14 protein-coding genes and 2 pseudogenes are annotated in these 18,581 nt (G+C 53.0%); 12 read left to right on the top strand and 4 right to left on the bottom strand.

Features of this window, described 5'->3' with window-relative positions:
• Positions 1-120 precede the first annotated feature (120 nt).
• Positions 121-717 carry a YagK/YfjJ domain-containing protein gene (locus FVW27_RS03475; protein ID WP_167122764.1) on the top strand — a complete coding sequence of 199 codons (597 nt, stop codon included), beginning with the start codon at positions 121-123 and terminating at the stop codon, positions 715-717.
• 52 nt (positions 718-769) lie between these two features.
• Here FVW27_RS03475 and FVW27_RS03470 read toward each other — a convergent pair whose 3' ends face one another.
• Both FVW27_RS03470 and FVW27_RS03465 read right to left on the bottom strand, forming a co-directional pair.
• Complete coding sequence (locus tag FVW27_RS03470; RefSeq protein ID WP_167122762.1) at positions 770-1,045, bottom strand: type II toxin-antitoxin system RelE/ParE family toxin; 276 nt, start codon at positions 1,043-1,045, stop codon at positions 770-772.
• Entirely contained in the window at positions 1,045-1,314 is a 270-nt protein-coding gene (locus tag FVW27_RS03465; RefSeq protein ID WP_167122760.1) for a CopG family ribbon-helix-helix protein, read from the bottom strand. Before FVW27_RS03465 ends, FVW27_RS03470 begins: the two co-directional genes overlap by 1 nt.
• A 342-nt stretch (positions 1,315-1,656) precedes the next feature.
• On the opposite strand from FVW27_RS03465, the gene FVW27_RS03460 reads away from it, so the two are divergent.
• From FVW27_RS03460 to FVW27_RS20785, 9 genes and pseudogenes are all read left to right on the top strand, one after another.
• Positions 1,657-2,822, top strand: a protein-coding gene (locus FVW27_RS03460) for an IS3 family transposase (RefSeq protein ID WP_243838187.1) whose coding sequence is annotated in 2 segments (ribosomal slippage) — positions 1,657-1,921 and positions 1,921-2,822 — 1,167 coding nt in all. Because the reading frame shifts where the segments join, the coding sequence is not laid out codon by codon here.
• 274 nt (positions 2,823-3,096) lie between these two features.
• A complete protein-coding gene (locus FVW27_RS03455; RefSeq protein WP_167122758.1) occupies positions 3,097-3,777 on the top strand; it encodes an IS1595 family transposase in 681 nt (226 codons plus the stop codon).
• Between the two features lie 376 nt (positions 3,778-4,153).
• Positions 4,154-5,275, top strand: a complete 1,122-nt coding sequence (locus tag FVW27_RS03450; RefSeq protein ID WP_167122756.1) for a B12-binding domain-containing radical SAM protein — start codon at positions 4,154-4,156, stop codon at positions 5,273-5,275.
• A gap of 166 nt (positions 5,276-5,441) precedes the next feature.
• A complete protein-coding gene (locus FVW27_RS03445) occupies positions 5,442-8,009 on the top strand; it encodes a bifunctional glycosyltransferase/CDP-glycerol:glycerophosphate glycerophosphotransferase (protein WP_167122754.1) in 2,568 nt (855 codons plus the stop codon).
• Between the two features lie 6 nt (positions 8,010-8,015).
• On the top strand, positions 8,016-11,474 hold the full coding sequence (locus tag FVW27_RS03440) for a glycosyltransferase (RefSeq protein ID WP_167122752.1): 3,459 nt from the start codon (positions 8,016-8,018) through the stop codon (positions 11,472-11,474).
• Between the two features lie 168 nt (positions 11,475-11,642).
• Complete coding sequence (locus tag FVW27_RS03435; protein WP_167122750.1) at positions 11,643-13,391, top strand: methyltransferase domain-containing protein; 1,749 nt, start codon at positions 11,643-11,645, stop codon at positions 13,389-13,391.
• A 747-nt stretch (positions 13,392-14,138) separates the two neighbouring features.
• Positions 14,139-14,297, top strand: a pseudogene (locus tag FVW27_RS21240) (IS3 family transposase); the annotation flags it as partial.
• 88 nt (positions 14,298-14,385) lie between these two features.
• Positions 14,386-14,490 (top strand): annotated as a pseudogene (locus FVW27_RS21165) (diguanylate cyclase); the annotation flags it as partial.
• 70 nt (positions 14,491-14,560) lie between these two features.
• Entirely contained in the window at positions 14,561-14,794 is a 234-nt protein-coding gene (locus FVW27_RS20785) for a diguanylate cyclase domain-containing protein (protein WP_341806058.1), read from the top strand.
• Positions 14,795-14,890: 96 nt separating this feature from the next.
• Here the strand turns inward: FVW27_RS20785 and FVW27_RS03420 are convergent, their stop codons facing one another.
• The gene (locus FVW27_RS03420) at positions 14,891-15,739 is read right to left on the bottom strand and encodes an SLC13 family permease (RefSeq protein ID WP_341806057.1); all 849 of its coding nucleotides are present in this window, start codon (positions 15,737-15,739) and stop codon (positions 14,891-14,893) included.
• Positions 15,740-15,770: 31 nt separating this feature from the next.
• On the opposite strand from FVW27_RS03420, the gene FVW27_RS03415 reads away from it, so the two are divergent.
• Positions 15,771-17,008 (top strand): IS3 family transposase gene (locus FVW27_RS03415; protein WP_167122746.1). Its coding sequence is split into 2 segments (ribosomal slippage): positions 15,771-16,116 and positions 16,116-17,008, totalling 1,239 coding nucleotides; the frame shifts between segments, so codons are not numbered across the junction.
• Here the strand turns inward: FVW27_RS03415 and FVW27_RS03410 are convergent.
• The gene (locus tag FVW27_RS03410; protein ID WP_167122744.1) at positions 17,005-17,607 is read right to left on the bottom strand and encodes a TrkA C-terminal domain-containing protein; all 603 of its coding nucleotides are present in this window, start codon (positions 17,605-17,607) and stop codon (positions 17,005-17,007) included. The two genes, FVW27_RS03415 and FVW27_RS03410, sit on opposite strands and share 4 nt — an antisense overlap.
• Positions 17,608-17,887: 280 nt before the next feature.
• On the opposite strand from FVW27_RS03410, the gene FVW27_RS03405 reads away from it, so the two are divergent.
• The coding region (locus FVW27_RS03405; protein ID WP_167122743.1) for an ERF family protein at positions 17,888-18,581 on the top strand (694 nt) is incomplete at its 3' end.

The raw sequence follows: 18,581 nt of genomic DNA, 5'->3' as shown, positions 1-18,581 counted from the left end.
CAGATCATCATTAGCTAGCCAAAGCTAGCCATAGCAAGAGCCGACATCACAAGTGTCGGCTTCTTTTTGTGTAACAAATAACACTCTCCATTAATTCAATAGCTAACAAAGGAGTACGCCATGTTCATAACAGAAAAAACCCACAGAGACTATCCAGTTCAAGCGTATGACGACAAGCCCTGTCGTATCGACATACTCGATGCCATCATTGACCGCATTGAATACATGACGAGTAGATTCAGCAGAGTGCTCTTCATCCGCTTTGACTTACGATATCCGAGAAACTTCTATTCATCCCGTGGAAACGACGACATTCAGCGCTTTTTCAACAGCTTTACACGCTATTTATCCCGCAAGGGGATAGCCTTCCAGTACGTCTGGGTACGTGAACAATCCAGAGAAAAACACCAGCATTACCACGTAATGCTGCTGCTAAATGGAAATCTCACATGCCACAGTTGGAACCACATGGAGAAGGCAGACCAACTCTGGCAAAGTGCCCTTGGGATCGACTACCCAGGACTCCTCCATAGGTGTGACCGAAGCAGAGACGGCAACAGGCACCCTGACTTCATCCACTTGGATCGTCATGATGCCAGCTATCAACGAGACATCGAGAGATGCGTGGAGTGGGCCAGCTATCTGGCCAAGACGAGGACCAAGGGCTATACCCCCTTGAATGTGCGGGAGTGGGGAACGAGCCGCCTTGGTAACTGATCAGGAGTTATATGCCCTGGTACAGCCTACACTGGAGCAGATACAAGCCATTTCAGCGACCCTCCCTAGTATGCCACAGTCGCAGCACGTAGACTGTCGAATCCTGAATCTCGTAACGCATCTCATAATGCCCGACAAGCAACCGCCGAACCTCGCGAGGGGCGAACGCAAAGAGTTGCTCACCGATGCGCGGATTGGTCAGCAGGACGGTCGGGGCCTTAGCCAATGCCTGCACCGCCCGCGAGGCAGCAGGTTGGTCAACAGGGGCCAAGAATTCATACAGGCGTGTCAGGTCGGAAAGAGCCTTGCTGGTCCATTTCAGGTTCATTAGCGAGGCACCGGCAGCGGTTCATCGGTACTCAGACTATCCGCCCATGCCTGCACAGCCTGATGATCGATGGCGCGATCTGTATCCACCTCGGCGAGCGCCTCATACGTCAACCGGTCACGCTCTTCCTCCTGGGCGATCCAGGATGAAAGCGCTTGCTTCATGATCCAACCGCGAGAGCGTTCCAAACGGTTGGCCACCTGGTCTACCTTTTCTGCCAGTGGCACGGGTACATGAGCAGTCAGCACGCGAGTTTCAGCCTTGGGCATGACGTTCTCCTCAGTCTTGCTCTGTGTAGACTCCATCATCTGATATTTCACCAGGATGGCTATCCCCTCGTTGGTCAAAACATTGACCCTGAGTTAATCATAGTGATTAAAAACAAATCAAGCAAGCCAGCACACCACCTATCCCACCGAAAATGCCCCTTCTTCATGACCGCTCAGCTTCCCGGCTGGTTCGAAGCCCACATGAAGAGCCCCCCCCACAAGGGCTTGCGGATGAAATCCCCCAGAGAATTTATCCGCGCATCAACAACCACAAAAAGGTGACCTGCCCCCCTAAACCTGAGCCAGGGATTTTGTTAGTCTCTGGCCAACGGAGGGAAGGCAATGGGCAGGAAAGGGCAAGCACCGGAACAGATAATTGCCAAGCTGCGTGAAGCAGAGGTTTCGCTGGCCAAGGGCAAGACAGTAGCCGAGACGTGTCGGGCGCTGGGTGTCTGTGAACAGACGTTCTACCGTTGGCGCAACGAGTATGGCGGGCTGAAGGTTGACCAAGCCAAGAAGCTGAAAGCGCTGGAGCGTGAAAACGCCAGGCTGAAGAAGGCCGTGGCAGAGTTGACCTTGGACAAGCTCATCTTGCAGGAAGCGGCAAGGGGAAACTTCTGAGCCCTTCCCGGCGCCGGGAGTGTGTTGCTCATGTGCGTACGGTTCTTCATGTGCCGGAGCGGCGAGTGTGCCGCTTGCTGGAGCAACCTCGGGCGACCCAGCGATACCGCCCGAGCATAGCCAGTGATGAAGAACCACTGAAGGCGGCCATCATCCATTTCGCCAGCGAGTATGGCCGGTACGGGTATCGCCGCATCCAGGCTTTGCTTGAGCGGGAAGGCTGGCTGGTAAACCACAAGCGCATTGAGCGCATCTGGCGTCAGGAAGGGCTGAAGGTCCCACAGAAACAGCCGAAGCGCAGCAGGCTTTGGCTCAACGATGGTTCCTGTATACGGTTGCGGCCCTGCTGGCCCAATCACGTATGGTCCTATGACTTCGTCATGGACAGGACGCACGAAGGAAGGGCGTTTCGCATTCTTGTGGTCATCGACGAGTTCACTCGGGAGTGTCTGACTCTTGAGGTTTCCAGGCAGCTCCGCTCCGACGATGTGCTGCACTGCTTGGCACGGTTGTTCGTTGAAAAGGGCACGCCGGATTTCATCCGGTCAGACAATGGCTCCGAGTTCGCTGCCCACGCCGTGCGGGACTGGCTCGGCAAGGTCGGCGTGAAGACGCTGTTCATTGAGCCTGGTTCTCCCTGGGAGAACGGCTACTGCGAGAGCTTCAACGGCAAGATGAGGGATGAGGAGCTGAACGGGGAGCTGTTCTATACGCTCCGGGAGGCGCAGGTGGTTCTAGAAATGTGGCGGCAGGAGTATAACACATTCAGGCCGCATAGCTCGCTAGGGCAACGTCCACCAGCGCCGGTCGCCACCCTACCCCGAGGGACAGGGTGCTCCCCCTGGGGACCACCGCTGGACTCAAGTAGGCAGCACAGACTAACATAATGAGTGGTACAACTCGTGGGGGCTGGTCAAAGGGAGGGAGACGGCTTAGCAGGGGCAACTCCAGAGCATGGTCACCCCAAAGAGTGCGACCACATCAACGGGGCCGAGGGCTTCTGGGACTGTCCAAGAATTGGCTCTACCCGGTAGTTTTTCCGGGGGCGCGAGCCTGCATATCTAGGCGTAAGGCAGCCCTGAGGTAGCGAACTCCTTAACTTTGATGTATTTTTATGGGTCATGACTAGGAAAGGGGTCCAAATGGGGCTACATCCTAATCATGCCGCCATGTAACAAATACATTCTCCGTTCAAAGATTTCGGAGGCCAAAACCAGGCAACTTGTTCGGCTTTTCGCCATTGATTTAAACGCCTCTCAGGTAGCTCAGGTTACTGGCCTCAACAGAAACACCGTTAACCGCATTGTCACGGGCATTCGGGAGCGAATAGCAGCCGTCTGCGAGGCTGAATCCCCAGTGGCCGGTGAGGTTGAGGTGGACGAGAGCTACTTCGGCGCACGACGAGTTCGAGGCGTCAGAGGACGCGGAGCTCGTGGAAAAACCATTGTTTTCGGCTTATTCAAGCGCCAGGGGCGGGTATATACCGAAATCGTTCCTGACTGCTCAAAGGCGACCCTTCAACGGATTATCCGTGGCCGCGTTGACCTTGAAAGCGTGATCCATTCCGACGGCTGGCGCAGTTACGACGGCCTTGTGGACCTTGGGTATCAGAAGCACTTCCGGGTCCAGCACAGTGAAAACGAATTCGCCACGGAACATTGCCATATCAACGGGATAGAAAGCTTCTGGGGGTATGCCAAAACTCGCCTCGTGCGCTTCAGGGGCCTGCAAAAGCATACGTTCGACTTTCATTTGAAGGAATGTGAGTTCAGGTTTAACCATCGGGGAGAGGATCTCTACCAACTGGTCCTCAAAATCCTCCGGGAAAACCCTCTCTCCTAGTCATGACCCATTTTTATTATTAACTTTGGCGGTTGGCTTTTTAAAAATACTAGCGCCGGCATGCTGTTTGCAATATGCAAGAGAATCTTGGACAGCTTCCGTCCTGTTGGTGGCCGCTTGTGCAAAAAAAGCGCTGCACGCCAAGACATGGCTAGACAGGAGTCCGCTCCCCCACAGAAAAAGATGGTGCTCTTTAAACTATTTTTGACCCTATCTATCCACAAATATTTCATTTGATAGATGTAACGTCCTGACTGGTCTCAGGACACCATGGACGATTCGATAACGAGACATGCCGAGATATTTTTACCCTGCTGCCTGTATCCGCTACACGGTCGTTTACGGTGTTGTAGGGCTAACAATTAGGAGTGCACTTATGCGAATATGCCTGACTCTCCCTTTCGCCTGCGACCCTAAGGCCGCATCATTTGCATTGCCGTACGGCATAGCTGTTATTGCCCCAATTCTCCAAAAGCAGCACCCTGGAGCTGATATTTTTTTTTCCACCAATGAAAACGAGGTGTTGAGTGCCGACATCATTTATTGCTCAGGGATGAGTGAGGCGTGGGATATTGTCAATGATCTTGGAAGAAAAGCAATCGAGCGAGGGAAAAAATTTGTGGTTGGCGGTCAACATGTTACGGCTCTTCCGCAAACCCTACGGTATGGCGAGGCGTTTCGAGGCCCGCTAGAAAACTTCGAGCAGCCGTGGGCAAACCCTCTGCCCGACTGGAGCATTTTCCCAACATCGCTCCATAGCAATGCAAAATATATTGTAATGTCAAGCAGAGGATGTCCGTTCAAGTGCCGATTTTGCTCATCCAGTTCCTTTTGGAGCGGGCGGTATTTTCCCTTTCCGACCAACAGGGTTATCGCCGAGATTAGACAGCTTGCCCATATGGGTGTAAAAGAAATCATTTTATTTGATGATCTTTTTACCGCAAACGCGAGCCGCCTGCGGTCACTGGTGGAGCGGATCGTGAGTGAGGGTCTCAACTATATCCGTTATTCATGCCTCGTGCGTGCAGACACTATATCAAATGAAGTTTTAGATCTACTACAGGCAATGAACGTCGTGAACGCGGCCTTCGGGGCTGAAAGCGGCTCTGATATTATGTTGCGCGTTATGAATAAACAAACAACGTGCGATAAAAACCAAAAGTGCATAGATTTGCTGCTATCCTATGGATATTCGCCCGTGTTTAGCATGGTTATTGGGTTCCCTGGTGAAAGCCGCTCAACGCTGCAGCAAACATTTGATTTTATTGCGCACAACAAGGGAAAATGTCTTCCGGAAGTCTATCCAGTACAACCGCTGCCTGGCACTTGGCTTTGGGATTACTTTACAAATAAATACAACCCAGACCTGAACAGCTTCGACTGGTCATCGCTAAGCCTACGCGGCAACACACTCGACTGGGAAAAATACCATCTATTGTCAGATTCCTGCACAATCGACGACCTGCGCGAGTTCATGGCGCTAGCGAGCTCGAAGTAATTTCATAACCACTTTTTTGATAAAAATCGTGGAGTGTGCAAGACAAGCAAAGACAGGAAGTCTGTGCTGTGCAAATTTCAAAGTGTCGCAGATTAATAAATGCATTGGATGACGCTGTTGCTGGCGTGAGAATTTAATTTATCGCTGTGTAGCAAGAGAGAAGAGCATGGCCAAGGTTTCAGTTGTTGTTGCTATGTATAATGCGCAAGCATGGTTGCAGCGTTTCGTTGTAGCATTACAAAATCAGGAGCTTGATGATTTTGAAGTGTTAATGATTGACGATGCGTCTACTGACGGGAGCGCAGCTATGGTAGAGGCTGTAGCAGCGACCGACCCCCGCTTCCGCTTGATACGCCTTTCTGTCAACAGCGGAGCAGGCGTGGCACGCAATAAAGGTATTGTCGAAGCAACTGGAGAAACCATCTGCTTTGCAGACCCTGACGACCTACTACCTGAGCGCTCCTTGGAAGTGCGATACGAGGCATACAAAAGATATAACGCTGTAGTGCGCGCATGCCATGACGAGATTGACGGCAATGGGTCCATACGTAATCATGAGAAACGCCCTGCAAAACTGCCTGAAGTTTTTTCGCCGGCTGACGAAGCCGCACGCGTAGGGGTTGCCCCTTTTCTTTGTGCACACTGGACTTGGCTTTTTCCCAAAAGTCTGCTGCACAGATATGCGATATTGAATGGAGAAGGCATGCGTACGGCGGAAGATATAGTCCTGCTTAACCGTCTTTTTTTCCATGTGACTCGCATGGTATGGATTCCAGACACCGTCTATTACTGGATGAAGCAAAAAGATTCTCTTTCCACCACCCGGTATTCAGCAGAACACTATGCAAACTACTTCCAATGCTGTGATATTTTTTACACTGAGGCCAAAAGACACAAACGGATCGAACTCGCAGATGCGTTTTTTGACGACTACCTTTCTGTTTATCCTGCTCATTTGATATCGCAGGCAGTGCAAGGCATAAGCACGGAAGCCGACGCCCGCCAGGTCATTACGGCAATGACTTCTGTAGCTGAACGACACAACGTGTTTCAGCGCCGTCTTCCCGCCTTGCAAAAAAATCCGACACGCAATGCAGGCATCCAACGTCTGTGGGCCGTTCTCCAGAGCAAGGCAACATCGAGCCTTGCTAAACTGGTTGAATCGCAGCACATGTTTACTCGCTTGGTGCAGGAACGGCAGTTTGAGGCCATCCGCACCCTTGGCTGGAATCAGCAGGTATCGTTTGACAGGCTTGATCAAAAGGCCCGATTGCTGCGGGCTCGCTACTTATTCTGCGACAATCCGCCAGAAGAGCGTTTCTTACAGAACGGAACGCCATTTCAGCCTGCGCACACTAAAAATCGCACAGTATATACAGGCCGCAACTTTACAATTTTGGAACGCATACTCTGGCTACCTCTAACTGGCGAAGATAATGTGCGCTATGCCTTGACTGTCGGGGGTCTGAATGCCGGTTTGGCCCATAGACTGTCAGAGGTCCAGGCGGCGTTCGCGCCAGCCCCCCTGGACGATCGCGCTTTTCCGCCGGACATCCGTGCCCTGCGACACTTGGCACGCTCCAGCGTAATGCAGAAAAAATTTTGCAATGCTTGGATGTTTATCGACAAGGACACTGAGGCGGACGATAATGCTGAACACCTCTATCGGTGGGTTCTTCGCAACCATCCGAAATTGAACGCCTGGTTTGTCCTCAACCGAAACTCACACGACTGGAAACGGCTGGAGTCAGAGGGGTTTCGCCTGGTGCCGCATGGAGAAATGGAGTATTTCGCCCTGCATCTCAATTGCACGCACCTTATTTCAAGCCAGATGGACCAATATATCTTCCGACCGCTTAATGAGTGCTATACTTCGGATTTCGTCAAGCCTCGGTTCGTATGCCTGCCGCATGGTGTCACTAAAGACGATGTTTCAGACTGGTTCAATTCCATTCCCTTTGATCTTTTTGTTGCCGCCACCCAAGACGAGGCACGGTCGATTACCGCCGATCAGTCACGTTACATCATGTCCGAAAAAGAAGTCCGTCTGGGCGGCTTCCCCCGCTACGACAACTGGCTTGTCCCGGTTGAGCGGGAAAATATTATTTTCATCATGCCCACTTGGCGGGCTGATCTGGTGGGAGAATGGGATGGCAAGGGACAGCGCAGGGCGAAAAATCCGCACTTTTATTCTTCAAAATTCGTCCAGATGTGGAAAGGGCTTTTCGATGATCCCCGCATGAAACAATTGTTGACTCAGCACAGTTACAGAGTTGTCTTTTTTGCCCATCCCTGCTTTGAAGACTATATTGAGGACATGCCTTTTCCCGACTTTGTTGAAAAACGCTCCAAGCGCTATGGCTCTATGATCGACATCATGCGTAAGAGCAAGGTCATGATTACAGATTTTTCCTCAGTAGCTTATGACATGGCCTACATGCGCAAGCCGGTGGTATACTATCAGTACGAAAACAAATCTGACTTCACTCGCAGCCAGCGCTGGGTCAGTGGCTATATTGATTACGAAACAATGGGATTTGGGCCTGTTTGCCGAGATAAAGACGCCTTATTTGCGGCGCTGACAGACGCTGTGCGTGCCGATGGCGTAATGCCTGAAGTCTATCAAAACAGGGCTGAAAATACTTTTGCCTACCATGATGCCAGATGCTGTGAGCGCGCATTCAATTTTATCATAGAAGCATCGCAGCCGTTCAATGCAAAATTACAAAGGTAATATTTCATGTCCGAAGCACTCACAAGTGTAAAGCAAGACATTATTGCTTTTAGCCAGCAGGTTTCTCGCAGCATTCATGGACTACAGCTTACACGCCTGCCCCACCCGCAACTGTTCATGCTGCTTGAACGTTCCACGGAGATAAGCGCATGTCTGGAAGCCTACCTGCTGCAGATGAAAGAAAAAAATGGAAAACCCGAATCTGACCGCGTTGCGCAGTCGGTGCAGGAACTGAACACCTTGCTTCAGCATGTAAGGACATTCATGGCTGAATGTCTGAATGGAGCACAGGGCGTAGTATCTTTTGAACGTTTCCCGCAGCAACTTGTGCAAATTAAAGACAAAGCCAGACTTCTGTTGGCAGACATGGGAAAACTCAGGCAGGAACCTGACGAAAGTGCGGCTGTCCGCCAGCATCACACCGCATGGACTCAGCTTGTAGCTGAAGTACAACAACTGGAAAAGATAATCCGAGAGTTGTGCGACTCGGCAACTCCGAAAATTGCAGTCGGGCAGCAAGGCGTAGAAAAAATATTTGCCATGCTGGAGCAGCGCCCGGCGTTGGCTTCGCTTCGGGCAGGAGTTCAGCAAGCGCTGAAGCAAAATGCTCAGCTTAAGCTTGCGGAAACCGAGTTCTTCGATCAGGCATTTTATGCAAGACAACTACCTGACGACAATATGGCCGGTCAAGACCTCGTTGGGCACTACCTGGCATCAGGAGAAAATCGGGCTCCTCATCCTTTCTTCGACCCACAGCACTATCATAACGCTTATCCTACTGTTGCAAAATTGCGCTACTACGCGCTGGAGCACTTCGTACGATACGGAGAGATGCTGCACTACAATCCGGGGCCGGACTTTGATGCCATGTACTACCTTGCAAAAAACGAAGACGTACTTGATGCAGGAATGCCCCCCCTTCGTCATTTTCTCAGGCACGGCATACAGGAGGGGCGCCCTCCCCGCGCCAGGGCCGGAGCGTTTTTCACTAAAATTTTTCTTTCTCCAAAAGGTGTACATGTTGGCTTTGTGGGCGATCCCTGCGACAGTTGCAGCTGCGGCTGGAACATGCTGTTCGACTATTGCGCAGCGCGAGAAAACAGCCATGCTTCGCGGATGTCCACTGATGACTGGACTGGTAACGAGGATCACCTCGACGCTTATGTAGTGGGCTCCGAAGCACTGGCGCGAATGAGTAGTGAGCAACTGTGCGCAATTGCCCAGAACCGCCGCAAGATAGTCTACATTGGCGATAATCCACAACGTGATCTGAGGCAATTGCTGAATCAGGACACCCTTCCTCTCCAACATGTATGCGCTATCACAACGTCATATGAGCATTTTATCCGATGGCAGGAAAGTGGCCGACGGTTGTCGCTAAAATATTATGCTTTTTCCACGGTGGATCTGGACATCCCGTTTCTCGAAGCGCTGCTGACTCGCTTGACAGGTGAGGAACCTTTTCGCCTGCGCAGGGTGCCCCAATTGGGCTTCGCGCGGGATGGCAAGCCCGCCATAAGCGTTGTCAGCATCATCTACAAAAAAAGTCTTGAGATGAAGGCGTTCCTTGAGGCTCTTAATCGACAAGATCTGGCGCGCCCCTATGAAGTCGTCCTTGTGGATGATGCGTCGCCAGACAACGCTGTGAAAGAAATCGAGGCATGGCTGAAAGAGAAACGTTCCGCCGGCCTACAGAACAAATTCATGACCGTCCACATCCTTCGCAATGCGGTTAACTCCGGTAACTGCACTTCGCGCAATAGGGGGATAAAGGCTGCCTTGGCGGATATAGTGCTGGTAGCAGACGGGGATGTGGTGCAGAGCGCCTCTAGCTTAAGCGATCATCTTTGGGAATATCGCCTTGGAGACTGCGATGCCGTTGTTGGCTTCTATAAATTCAACATGGATTACGGAGAAGTTTTTCAATGGCTAAGCGCTTGTGAAGTGAATCCGGAAATAATCTCTACCCAGATGCTGCGTGACAGAGAGTCAGACAATCGCCTTTTGCCCAACAGCATCTACCGTTACGTCACGCGCAATACTTCGTTCCGAAAATCCGCCTTAAACGGACATTATTTCGACGAATCGCTTAATTATACCAGCGCTCCTAATTCCGGATATGGAGAAGAAGACCACGAACTGGCGGCCAGGCTCTATTTTAACAGAAAAATCATTAGGTTTGCTGAACATTCCGTTTGCGTGCACATCCGCCACGGTGACAACTCATATAATGCAGACAAAGCGCTCTCCAACCTGCGCAACTGGAACCGTCTTCTTGATAAACATCCACTGCTGATGCTGGTGGACAGGCAGTATTATCAATGGAAAACTAGGGATCTACTCGCAAAAACCAGAAGCAAGCCTAATGCCCCTGAAGTAGTCAACGCACGGGCACGGTTTCGGGCTCCGTCCCGTGCCAATATCGTCCTGCCACAGTCAAAGCAGCTTAAAATACTCACGTTTCCTGCTGCGTTTGCGTATCTGTATGATCTCTTCAAGATGCACCACGTGTTTACGCTTGCAGGATGTGTAGACGGATTCACTAGCGGCACATGGGACTACGACTTGCGCCCACTGCCGTACAGTGCTCAACTCGCATGCCAGGAGAGTGTTGACCCATCCGCGCATGATATTGCTATCATTCCTTTTAGCGAGAGCCTGCTTCTGTCGGGCAAAGGCGATGACTCTCTTGCTGTTTGGGGAAAACAGCTTTTAATCCAACTTGGCCTGACAAGAAACATACCTCGCCTGTTGCTTTGCATAGAGTCGGAAACGAGTCATGAGTTAGCCGAAAGGCCGGATATCCAATTGCAAATAGAAAAAAGGCGCGCAGTCCTGCGAGCGCTGTTGCAGGACGACCATGTAGTACTTACCTCATACCAAAAGCAGAAAATATGGGGTTTCACCCGCTCTTCTGTTGTTTGGCATGGGTTTTCTCCGCAGGAGTATCCCGAGGGGGGGCATCAAAACGGTTGCCTCACCCTTCCACGCAATGTACTGCGTGAGGGATTAGGAGGCGAGTGGATACGCTTTGAATCTGAGCTTAAGAAGGTTTTTCCGCTGGAATATATGAACACTCCTGAACCGAATGCAGGCCACAGGGAGTCACGTCAGGCATGGGCTGTAGCCAAATATCAACTATACGCCTCTTATCTGGGGGCATTCACAGTGTTTTGTATGCCTTTGAAGAGTCCGGCCATGCCTAGCGTCCTTGTGGAGGGCATGCTGGCAGGAGTCATCCCTGTAGTGCTAAGAAATGATGACACTTCCGCATTTTTGCAAAATGGAATTAATGGATTTTGCTGTGAAACAATTGACGATCTCGTGAAGTGTGTTGTTTGGCTGTCAAAGAATCATGACCAATGCAAGGTTATAAGCAGTAATGCTCGAATTTTTGCGATGGATGCATTCAATGTTGATCGATGTCTTGCAGGCTGGCTTGATCTAATTCACCGCACGCTATGACTCATGGGAGGGGGGGGCAAGAGACATGAGATAGAATCATATTTTGAGAAAATTATAAATCGGTTCTGGCTAGAGTGCAGCGTTTTGCCTCTAGGTGTGGCGAGGTATGCATATTTCTAGTGTCAACGCAGGCGCCACTATCGCGTTGACACAAGGTGAAGGTGGACAATGGACAGCACGCCATACAAGAATTACCATGGCCGAATAGACTTTGCCGCAAAAAACAATTCACATACCCAAGCATTTATATTTCTTCAGGAACACTGCCAAAATATTGGAGTGTCAAGGCCAAGGGTTCTCGAAGTGGGATGTAGCAATGGATATTTTAGCGAGGCGCTGCGTAGTCATGGCGCATATGTGCACGCAGTAGAACCTTTTTTGACTGATGCAAAAGACTTTGATAGAGTTGATGAATTTTTCCATGGCACAATTGAGGAGTTTTGCGCTAGCAGTCCTGTCGAATTGATGCAGAAATTTGATGCCGTGATACTGGGTGACGTACTTGAGCATCTTGTGGACCCTAGAGCTGTTTTGGTAGATGTGGCTAGCTTCTTAAAAGATGATGGGGTCGTTATTGCGTCTGTCCCAAACATTACTCACATCGGCATACGTTCTATGCTTGAAGAAGGACTGTGGGGATATCAAAAATACGGGATACTAGATTCAACGCATGTTCGCTTCTTTTCTTGGCACAGCCTTCGCAAGATGTTTATTGAGGCTGGCTTTGGTATAGAGCGTCGTTACAGCGTGCTTTTACCAGAATTCAGAGTATTTCCTTCATCTGCTTCGCTTCAGGGGTTCTCTTTTGACATGGAGCTCAACCAGCACGATCACACATTCCAGCATGTCATAAGAGCCTCAAAGAAGAGTTTCTCCAATGATGCATACTCTGATTCTGTCCCGCAGAATATATTGGTTCTCTCTCCCAACCCGAATAGCTCGGTTTCGATAATACGCCTCCTCAAGCCCCTTCAGGAATACGCCAGAGTACACTCTGGAAAGGTAAGGGCGATGAGGGGGGCGGAGTGCACGCTGGAGTGTTTGCGGTGGGCAGATGTTGTTATCGCCCACAGGGAAATAAGCATCTTCACCTCAGATATCCTTAAGATTGCTCGCAGGTTGGGGGTGTCTGTCATTTATGACACCGATGATCTGCTTGCAAAACTTCCAGAGTGGAGTTTGAATAGAATTTCAGGTGCAGATAAGGTTCTAATGGACAATGCGATCGCCACGGCTGACAGGGTTACATGCACTACCCCCAGACTAAAAGAAGAGCTTTTAAAAAGCTCAGAAAGTGTTTATATTATTCCAAATGTCCATATCCCTGCAAAGCATACCTCTGCACCAGAAAAGCGACACTATAGCAATGAGTGTACACTTGTTGTCGCTTCTTCGGATACTGTCCTTGTGGACTTCTTAATTCCCCCCATCAGAGTTCTTTGCAAAACGTTTTCTGCGCTGAAAGTAGTGGCTATAGGGCATATTGCTAGCCAATTTAAGGGAATTTCTGGGCGTGTGGCTACTTTCCCTCAATGCTCGGAAGACACCTTCAGCGCCATTTTGAATTCAATTGACAATGGAATAGGACTAATTCCCCTAGATGATTCTTTGTTTTCTTCGTGCAAATCCCCTATTAAATATTTTCATTACGCAGCTTGTGGAATTATTTCTGTAGCATCATCGGTGCCACCGTACACTGATTGTATTGATAGCGGAAATAATGGCATTCTCGTTGATAACCAGTTGGACTCTTGGTGTATCGCTGTTGGTAAGCTTGTAGAAGACTACCAATTCAGGCGCAGATTGCTGCGTAAAGCCATTCGGACATGGCAGAAAAGTGGGTCTGTCAAGCTCGCAATAAAAGCTTGGGAACAGGCCTTTTGGGGGCTCCCTAAGCCGCAAGAAAAGGTGTTGTAGATCATTCATGATGCTAGCAGGGCCTGCTCGACACTTGGAGCAGTAGCAGTCAGGCGTCTAGCCTGAAAAACACTCCACATAGCTAGAACGTTAGAGTGACCATCGAATGCTAGCATCTTTATGTCGTCATTAATCTGGCTGACACTCTCAGCAAAGGAATCACTGCCTATAGGCCCCCCCCCGCAGGCAATGTTCAAAATTGTTTAATTTCTAAGCGCAGGGCGCTTGGCTATCCTCTGTCGTTCATTTGTCTGTGCTTAACAGGCTTAGAAGTGACTTAAGTGATAAATTCAAGCAAGAGGAGTGGGGAAGTTAGGGCGCATGCAACGAAGAGAAAGAATTGCCACGCATTGTTGATGATTCATGACGAGCTAGAGGAGAGGTGGTGTGGATAAATTTTACTGTCAAAAGTGTGGTTCTTTGCATGTGCAAATCACTGGACACTACATCTTGGAGTGCAAAATGTGTGGCTGGAAAGTGCCAATGGACAGCGCTCAGATTTCAAAACGCATAATCAATTCATTGCGATCAATTTCAAAAAAGGCTGAGGGCGGTCGAGGCCCGTCGTTTGAGGGGGCTTGAAGAGGAGAACCAGCGCCTGAAGCGGCTCGTGGCCGAGCAGACCCTGGACATCCAGGTGCTCAAGGAAGTCCTTGGAAAAAACGGGTAGAGCCCGCCGAGCGCCGCTTGGCCGTGCGTTATACCATTGATGTGCATGGTTATTCAGAGCGGCGGGTCTGCCAGCTAATGGAGATGAACCGACGGACCTTCAGACGGCCGCCAGGCCCGGATCGCGATGCTGAATTGCGCATCCGTCTGCGTGGTCTGGCCGAGGAGCGCCGCCGCTTCGGCAGCCCTCGGTTGCAGATCCTCTTGCGCCGTGAAGGCATCGTCGTGAATCACAAGCGCGTCGAGCGAGTGTATCGGGAGGAAGGGCTGTCGCTCAGGCTCAAGCACCGCCGCAAGCGGGTAAGCCATCTGCAAGGCGAAGCGCATGAAAGAGCTCAAGATGTGCGTTGTCCTGCTCGACATGGATCGCCTGAAGAGCATCAACGACAAGTACGGACACTCCGCCGGAGACAGGGCACTCATGGAATTGGCAGAGGGATTGAAGAAGTGCTTCGGGCGCGGCTTTCACGTCATGCGCCTCGGGGGGGGACGAATTCGCCGTGGTCCAGTTCGACAACGATCCCGCCCCGCTCTACCACAGACTCTACGAACTCGAACGGATCCTCGAGGACCACAGCTTCACTGCGACGAATCCGTTCCGTGTGAGCTTCAGCTACGGCCTCGTCTGCTCGCGGGACGGGGAACACATCGACGACCTTCTGGAGCGGTGCGACACCCTGATGTACGAGCGTAAACGCCGCAAACACACCGCCCATTCCGAGGGGCGGGCATAACGGAAGACCGTCCGCACACACCCATCCGTCAGACACAGGGTGCTCACTCACCGACAGCCCACTCACGGTGCCACGGCGGGCATGACCAGCCGGGGATCAGGCAGGCCAGAGTAGCGGCAACAACCACACGGCGACCAGCATGGTGACTAGCGTCAGGGGCACGCCGACCTTCACATAGTCCGTGAACCTGTACCCGCCGGGCCCCATGACCAGCAGATGGGCAGGGTGCGACAGCGGGCTGGCAAAGCTGGCCGAAGCCGCAATGGCCACCGTCATCATCAGCAGGTGCGGAGAGATATCCAGACTGGCCGCCGCGCTCAACGCGACCGGCGTCATCAGCACCACGAGGGCCGCTGTGGGTATGATCTGCGTTCCGAGAACGGTGATGGCGAACAGCGCGGCGACGACCCAGCGCGGCCCCATGTCACCCACCATCGCTACCACCGCCTCGGCCCCCATCTGGGCCGCACCCGTCTTCTGTATGGCGACCCCTAGCGGCAGCATGCTCGCGACAAGGAACACGACCTTCCATTCGATGGCCCGGTAGGCCTCCTCCATGCTCAGGCAGCGGGTGACTACCATGATGGCGGCACCGGTCAACGCCGCGATGGCGATGGGCACAAGGCCCAGGATCGCGCTTGCGATGACCGCGAACATGATGCCCGCGGCAAGCGGTGCCTTGCTGAGCCGCGGAGCCTGCGCGGCCGCCTCGTCCAGCACGAGAAAATCGCTGTCACGCGCCACGGCCTCAAGGCTCTTGCGCGGGCCGTACACCAGAAGGGCGTCTCCGAACTGCAGGGGCAACGTCGAGAGGTCGGTGCGCAGGGCCTGCTGCCTGCGCCAGATGGCGAGAACGCTCAACCCGTAGTGTTCACGGAACAACAAGTCCGTCAGCGTCTTTCCCGCGAGGGTCGTCCTGGAGTAGCCCCCATTTGGACCGGACACCCCGCCAACGATAGGAGATAGGTCTAGCCCTATGTCCAGACCTAGTGCTAACGGGGAAGCAGTGGTGGAAGTGTTGACCACAGTCCAGCGTCGACGTTGGACGGTGGCGGAAAAGGTTCAACTGGTCCAGGAGTCGTTGCAACCGGGGATGAACGTCTCGTACGTCGCCCGCAGAAACGGCCTTTCTCCCAGCCAATTGTTTCGCTGGAGGAAGCTCATGAGCGACGGAGGCAAGACCGCTGTCCAAGCGGATGACCAGGTGGTCGGAGCCGGAGAAGTTCGGGCGCTCAAGAAGCGTATACGCGATCTGGAGCGGATGCTGGGCAAGAAGACCATGGAGGTCGAAATCCTTCAGGAGGCGTTGGAGATTGCGCGCGAAAAAAAACTGATCTCGCGCACTCCGTTGCCCTGGGAGGACGGTTCCCGATGAAGCGTGTCGCCGAGGCGCTGACGGTCTCGCGCTCCAGGCTGGCCGAAAGAGTGAAAGACCCCGCTCGGGAGCGTCCGCCCCGCTACTCCAAGGCTGAGGACGAGGTGCTGCTGCCCCTGATTCGGGACATCATCGACCATCGGCTGACCTACGGCTACCGCCGGGTCTGCGCGGTGCTGAATCGCCGCCTGGTCCAAGATGGTCATGCGCGCGTCAACCACAAGCGCGTGTATCGGATCATGCGCCTTCATGGCCTGCTTTTGGCCAGACACAAGGGCTACCGGCCAGACCGCAGCCACGACGGCAAGGTCATCACTCTCAAAAGTAATCTCCGCTGGTGTTCTGATGGCTTTGAGATTCACTGCGACAGCGGCGAAGTCGTGCGTGTGGTCTTTGCCCTTGATTGCTGCGACCGCGAGGCCATGGGGGCCATTGCGACCACGGCGGGCATCAGTGGGCAGATGGTGCAGGACTTGATGCTGGAGTGCGTAGAGAAGCGGTTTGGGGTCGTGAAGGCCCCGCAGCCCGTCGAGTGGCTCTCGGACAACGGCTCTTGCTACACGGCTAGGGAAACGGTGGCGTTCGCGACACTGTTAGGCCTGCTTCCGCGCTTCACGCCGGTGCGCAGCCCGGAAAGCAACGGCATGGCCGAGGCCTTTGTGAACACCTTCAAGCGGGATTACGTGCATGTTCACGCCCGTCCTGATGCGGCAACGGTTCTGGCCCAGCTTCCCGGCTGGTTCGAGGACTACAACGAAAGGCACCCTCACAAGGGCTTGCGGATGAAATCCCCCAGGGAATTTATCCGCGCATCAGCAACCGCAGGGTGTCCGGTTTAGCAGGGGCAACTCCACGTCCGGGGCGAGAGCAGTACCTCGGCAACGCCAACCTTCTGCGATTCGAGCTCCGCCACCAGCTGGGGAGTGCACTCCGAAACCTCCAGGGCCTGCAACCCCTCGAACACGTCCAGATCACCTTCCATACCATGCAAGACCAGAACATCATCCGCGCATATCGTCTCCGCAGGCTGCGGCATGACGATGATGCCTTCCGCACGCAGGATGCCGACGACAGTGAGCCCGAACGCACTGCCGAGGCGACTTTCCACGAGGTTGCGCCCCACCAGCACCGAAGCCGCTGGCACACGGACAGTGATAAAGCACCGGGCTCCGCATTCGGGATCGGACCCGAGGCTCGGTGCCACGACGGCATACCCCTCCATGCCCGGCAGCCCCGCAAGCCTGCGCATGGTTTCGGGTTCTCCCTGCAGTACGAGTTGGTCGCCTTCAGCGAACACATGGTCGTCCACCACGCCGAGGCATGTGCCCTCCGGCGTCTTCAGTGAGAGCAGGTGGGTATGATGCTCGCGACGCAACCCGCTGTCGCCAAGGGTGCGCCCGATGAGAAAGGCACCCGCGCCAAGACGGATGGAACCCACTTCGAGATGCCCTCTAGCATCATCCGCCAGAAAGCCACACTGCCCTTATTTTTTCTCAAGACAAGGTACCCTTTTAACTGGGCGTATATGCCCGTGACTACAGGCAAACTCAAGGGGCGCTTCGTCGTATATTTTAGAAATCTTTATCGACTAACATAAAGAGGGCGCATCATTCATCGCTTTTTCAGATATATATTACAGTAATGAACCTAGGGAATTATTCCCGCCACTAGCCCTGATACCCCGTGCACCAGGGCTGTTCTCTTTCCAAGGAGACGCCATGGACAACTTTCAGTGTACCTCCCCTGAGGTCACCGACCTCGCCAAGGCCCTCATTGCCGTTCAGCACACCCTGCAACCGGCCATCAAGGACCGTGAGAATCCGTTCGCCAAATCACGCTACGCAACTCTCAACTCTGTCATGGATTCCTGCCGGGATGCGCTGCTAACCAACGGCATCTGGGTGACCCAGTATCCGGTCCCGGCAGAGGCTGGGCACCTCGGTCTCGTCACCAAACTCACGCATGCGGAATCCGGCCAATGGCAATCGTCGCTGCTGGTCATGCCCCTACCGAAGGCAGACCCGCAAGGATATGGTAGCGCCATGACCTATGCCCGTCGCTATGCGCTCTCGGCCATGCTCGGCATGGTGACGGAGGACGATGACGACGGCGAAGCTGCTTCCCGCGATACGTCTGCCAAGCCACGCACAGCACGTCAGCCACGGCACAAGGTGGAAGGGAGCGCCGCAACTGCGCATGGACAGCCAGTTCCCCACACTGAGTCACGCCCCACGCCGCCTGACAAGGCACTACACCCGGCCTTGGCATCGCTGCCAAAGCTGGACGGGGTAACCTACACGACGGCCACCACGCAGGATGGCCGTCTTTGCGTTATGGCGTCCGGCAACACGTCTGCCAGAAAGCAACTTCTTGGGGCAGCTGGCTTTCGCTGGAACCCGGAGCGAAAGGTCT

This window comes from Nitratidesulfovibrio liaohensis (assembly GCF_011682075.1).
GTDB classification, from domain to species: Bacteria; Desulfobacterota; Desulfovibrionia; order Desulfovibrionales; family Desulfovibrionaceae; genus Cupidesulfovibrio; species Cupidesulfovibrio liaohensis.
The sequence above is the reverse complement of the archived record's forward strand: the minus strand, read 5'-3'. Positions and strand labels throughout refer to the sequence as shown.